This window comes from Patescibacteria group bacterium (assembly GCA_041653535.1).
Classification (GTDB): Bacteria; Patescibacteriota; Patescibacteriia; order JACRDY01; family JACRDY01; genus JBAZFH01.
This window is the reverse complement of sequence record JBAZFH010000021.1, coordinates 1-3125: the sequence shown is the minus strand read 5'-3', so window position 1 is coordinate 3125 and position 3125 is coordinate 1. Positions and strand designations below refer to the sequence as shown.

Annotated in this window: 5 protein-coding genes and 1 tRNA gene; 4 read left to right on the top strand and 2 right to left on the bottom strand. The window is 36.3% G+C overall.

The features are described from left to right. The first annotated feature begins 16 nt into the window (after window positions 1–16). A tRNA-Pro gene (locus tag WC310_05975) sits at window positions 17–90 on the top strand. 778 nt (window positions 91–868) lie between these two features. Here the strand turns inward: WC310_05975 and WC310_05970 are convergent. Together WC310_05970 and WC310_05965 are read right to left on the bottom strand one after the other, a co-directional pair. Beyond that, window positions 869–1030, bottom strand: a complete 162-nt coding sequence (locus tag WC310_05970; GenBank protein ID MFA5359329.1) for a hypothetical protein — start codon at window positions 1028–1030, stop codon at window positions 869–871. Window positions 1031–1323: 293 nt separating this feature from the next. Beyond that, the gene (locus WC310_05965; protein ID MFA5359328.1) at window positions 1324–1686 is read right to left on the bottom strand and encodes a hypothetical protein; all 363 of its coding nucleotides are present in this window, start codon (window positions 1684–1686) and stop codon (window positions 1324–1326) included. 339 nt (window positions 1687–2025) lie between these two features. Here WC310_05965 and WC310_05960 point away from each other — a divergent pair, with 339 nt between their 5' ends. From WC310_05960 to WC310_05950, 3 genes are all read left to right on the top strand, one after another. Beyond that, a complete protein-coding gene (locus WC310_05960) occupies window positions 2026–2148 on the top strand; it encodes a hypothetical protein (protein ID MFA5359327.1) in 123 nt (40 codons plus the stop codon). Further along, window positions 2149–2541, top strand: coding sequence for a terminase small subunit (locus tag WC310_05955; protein ID MFA5359326.1), 393 nt, complete (start codon window positions 2149–2151; stop codon window positions 2539–2541). 156 nt (window positions 2542–2697) lie between these two features. Then, a complete protein-coding gene (locus WC310_05950) occupies window positions 2698–3024 on the top strand; it encodes a hypothetical protein (GenBank protein MFA5359325.1) in 327 nt (108 codons plus the stop codon). Window positions 3025–3125: the final 101 nt, after the last annotated feature.

Genomic DNA, 3125 nt, shown 5'->3' with positions numbered 1-3125 from the left:
AATTATAAAATATATACCGAGCGTAGCCCAATTTGGCAGGGTGCTTGTTTTGGGGACAAGAGGTTGCAGGTTCGAGTCCTGCTGCTCGGAATTTTATACCCTTGCAATCGCATTGCAGGGCTTACGCTTTATGCGTTTCGAGTAAAACGGCGCAGTCCACAACAATGCGCCGTTGCAATTATTTAAGGATAAAATATGTATATTTTTAAGTGTTCAGGCAAGAAAAAACCAAGAAAATAACAGGCCTTTGACGTTCAGTTCGATTTTGGGTTTAACTGGTCGCAGGCCTGTCGGTTGTTTGACAATTTATATTGCGAAAAACTACCTAATCGGTCGTTTGTTTAGGCGTTAAAAAGATTGTCAATGTCTGGATAGTCTTTGCGGATAATATCGGCGCATTGTTTGAGTGTTTTGGCTCTTGCCGCCGCATACGCCGCCGCATGTGTACATTTAATCCTCACTTTCTATTTTGATTTTGACGTTTTCGGTAGATTCAAAAGCATTACAGCCCAATAATACGGCTGTTAAAATTATAAAAATTATGCTGGTAGTTGGATTTTAGATATTTGGATTGTCTCTAACTCTGCGCCACACGAGCAATAAAATCCATTTTGCCCGCGACAACAGCCGAAGTTAACTTCGTCAAGAATTTCACCTTTGCGTGTAACAAAAAGCATTTTACATTCCGGGCATTGTGAAAATATATTACAGTTTTCCATTTTTTAACTCCTAAATTTAAAGGTTAGTTTTTTATTCTATACCCGTCAAAAAATAGCGGGTATAGTATAAAAGACTATTTAGATACATAAACAGTCAAAGGTTCAACGCGCCATTTGCAGTTAGCCCCGGCGTCGACAATAAACTGTCTCTATATAATCTGTACGGTTTGCGGCTCGCCTATCGCCTTTTTAATATCATCATCCTGACTTGCTCTTGCAAAATCCAAAAGCTCTTTGTTGGACATCTTGTCGGCATCTTTGATATACTCTTTATACTCGCCACTTATCGTTTCGACTTTTACGTTTTCCATTTTTTATCTCCTAAAAAATATGTTATTAATCGATATAATCATAATATAGCGTTAGGTCATCTCGATAGATGTAATGTGTATCGTCATAGTCCATTAGGATGTTTAGTCGCTCATAAAGAGCAGCCTCCGTTGCAAATTTAACAGCGATTCTGCATTTTCGTCCGAGCGGGTCTGTTATTACTTTTTTGTATAAATTTTCCATTTTTTTTACTCCAATCTGCCGTATAGGCGGCGGTAAAGGTTTAGTATTTTATTCTATACCCGACATAATTAAGCGGGTATAGTGTAAAAGACTAAAGTATCGTTTTTAACGTTTTCAGCCAGTTTTGAGATTGTTTATGCCAGTTATTATATTGGAGGATAGCTTCTTTGGCGGTTTTACAAACAATCGCCCTTTTTTGTAGCTCGGCGCGTTCGTTGACGTATTTTTGTTTATATTTGCGTTCAATACCGCCAAAATAAAACACAACACAACCGACAATGTCCTTTGTCTCCGCGCCCAAAAACATACAAACGGATATATTTTTAACAATGACGTGATTTTTATCAACATCAATACAGTGGTGAGCGATAAGCGGAAAAGTTGACAATACTGGGCTCAATCTAAAGCCTTGTTGTTTTAAAAACGACCTAAATTTAATCTGTTCGGTTTTCATAATTCAATACTCCATAAAAAAAAGGTTATTAGTTTAATCATCAAATACATATGTACATATAGCAAACAATCGACCAATTAGCATACCAGCTTAATTAAATTATAAAATAAATCTTAAAATTGATATAAGTATAGCAATAACAATAACTTAAAATTTATAAAATTATACTTGACAGATAATATCCAAAGGGTTAAGATATACAAGCGTGATAATAATTTTAAACATAAAAACGACCAAAACACAAAAAACTGCGTTATTGATAAAATAACAAGGAAAATCAATGTTTATTAAAAACAACGCAAAGTGCAAAAAATCAACACAAAACAATAGGAGAGTCAAATGCCAATAAGAAAAGTAAGGGGCGGATATAAATGGGGGTCTCACAGAAAAGTTTATAAAACCAAAGCTGGCGCGGCAAAGCAAGCGAAGGCCGCTTATTCCGCTGGCTATAAGGGTAAATAAATGACTAAAAAGCTAACTCTAAAACAAAGTAAATTTAAAGAAAGTATCTTACAGGGTGATAATGGCACAAAAGCCGCCATAAAAGCTGGTTATGCAGTTAAATCCGCAAGAGTATCGGCGCATAGAAATATAACAAACCATAACATAAAGGCCGAAATAGACAAAGGTATCGCCAGGATTGAAGCAAAAACAGATGTTACAATACAAGAAATTATAAATAATGCTCGATATTTAATCGAATTAGGCATAAGTAAGAAAAACGGTACGGATATAGCTGCTGGCAATAAACAATTAGGTGAAATGATTGCTGCCTTTAAGCAAGTGCAGCAGGTTGAACAGGTTAAGCCGCAAGTCGTTTTGTTTAAAGAAGTTATGGATAAAGGGGAAGAATAAATGAATTGTATTAACTGTCAAATTGAATTAAAAACGAACACAACAAAGCCGTCTAAGTTTTGCTCTAATAAATGCCGAATGGCTTTTCATCGCAAAAACAAGGATAGTGTGGAATTGGGTCAAAAACAGGGATTAGAAAACGCACCAGAATCAAATATGAGAAGAGATAACGAACAGTCTGATACAATAGAGGGTAGAAAACGAACAGAGATAACGAACAAAAAAGAAAACGAACAGGCTATTGTGGAGATTCCGAACAAACCAAAATTAGACCCAGAAATTAAGACCCAATTAAGACCCGCCAATTATGGCCAGCCTGATTGTCAATGCAAAATGTGTAAGGCCAATAGAATCAACGGCAATAAAGGCATAATCAATCACGGCGAATGGAAGCCACTTGGCATATTAGCTGACAATGAATCCAATCGAGTAGCTTTGCCGGGCGATGTTGACTGCAAGGGTTTAGAGGTAATTGATGTTTAACTTAATACCAGTAAATCAGGATAAACAATATCGACGCCTACAATCGAATATGAGCGATGATAATGTTTCGGGCTATATGTTACTACCATCTAAATGTTGTT

Bases quoted from the DNA above. Each gene is read 5' to 3' on its own strand.
- WC310_05970 (MFA5359329.1), bottom strand. From the start codon at position 1,030: ATGGAAAACGTAAAAGTCGAAACGATAAGTGGCGAGTATAAAGAGTAT.
- WC310_05965 (MFA5359328.1), bottom strand. From the start codon at position 1,686: ATGAAAACCGAACAGATTAAATTTAGGTCGTTTTTAAAACAACAAGGC.
- WC310_05960 (MFA5359327.1), top strand. From the start codon at position 2,026: ATGCCAATAAGAAAAGTAAGGGGCGGATATAAATGGGGGTCTCACAGA.
- WC310_05955 (MFA5359326.1), top strand. From the start codon at position 2,149: ATGACTAAAAAGCTAACTCTAAAACAAAGTAAATTTAAAGAAAGTATC.
- WC310_05950 (MFA5359325.1), top strand. From the start codon at position 2,698: ATGAGAAGAGATAACGAACAGTCTGATACAATAGAGGGTAGAAAACGA.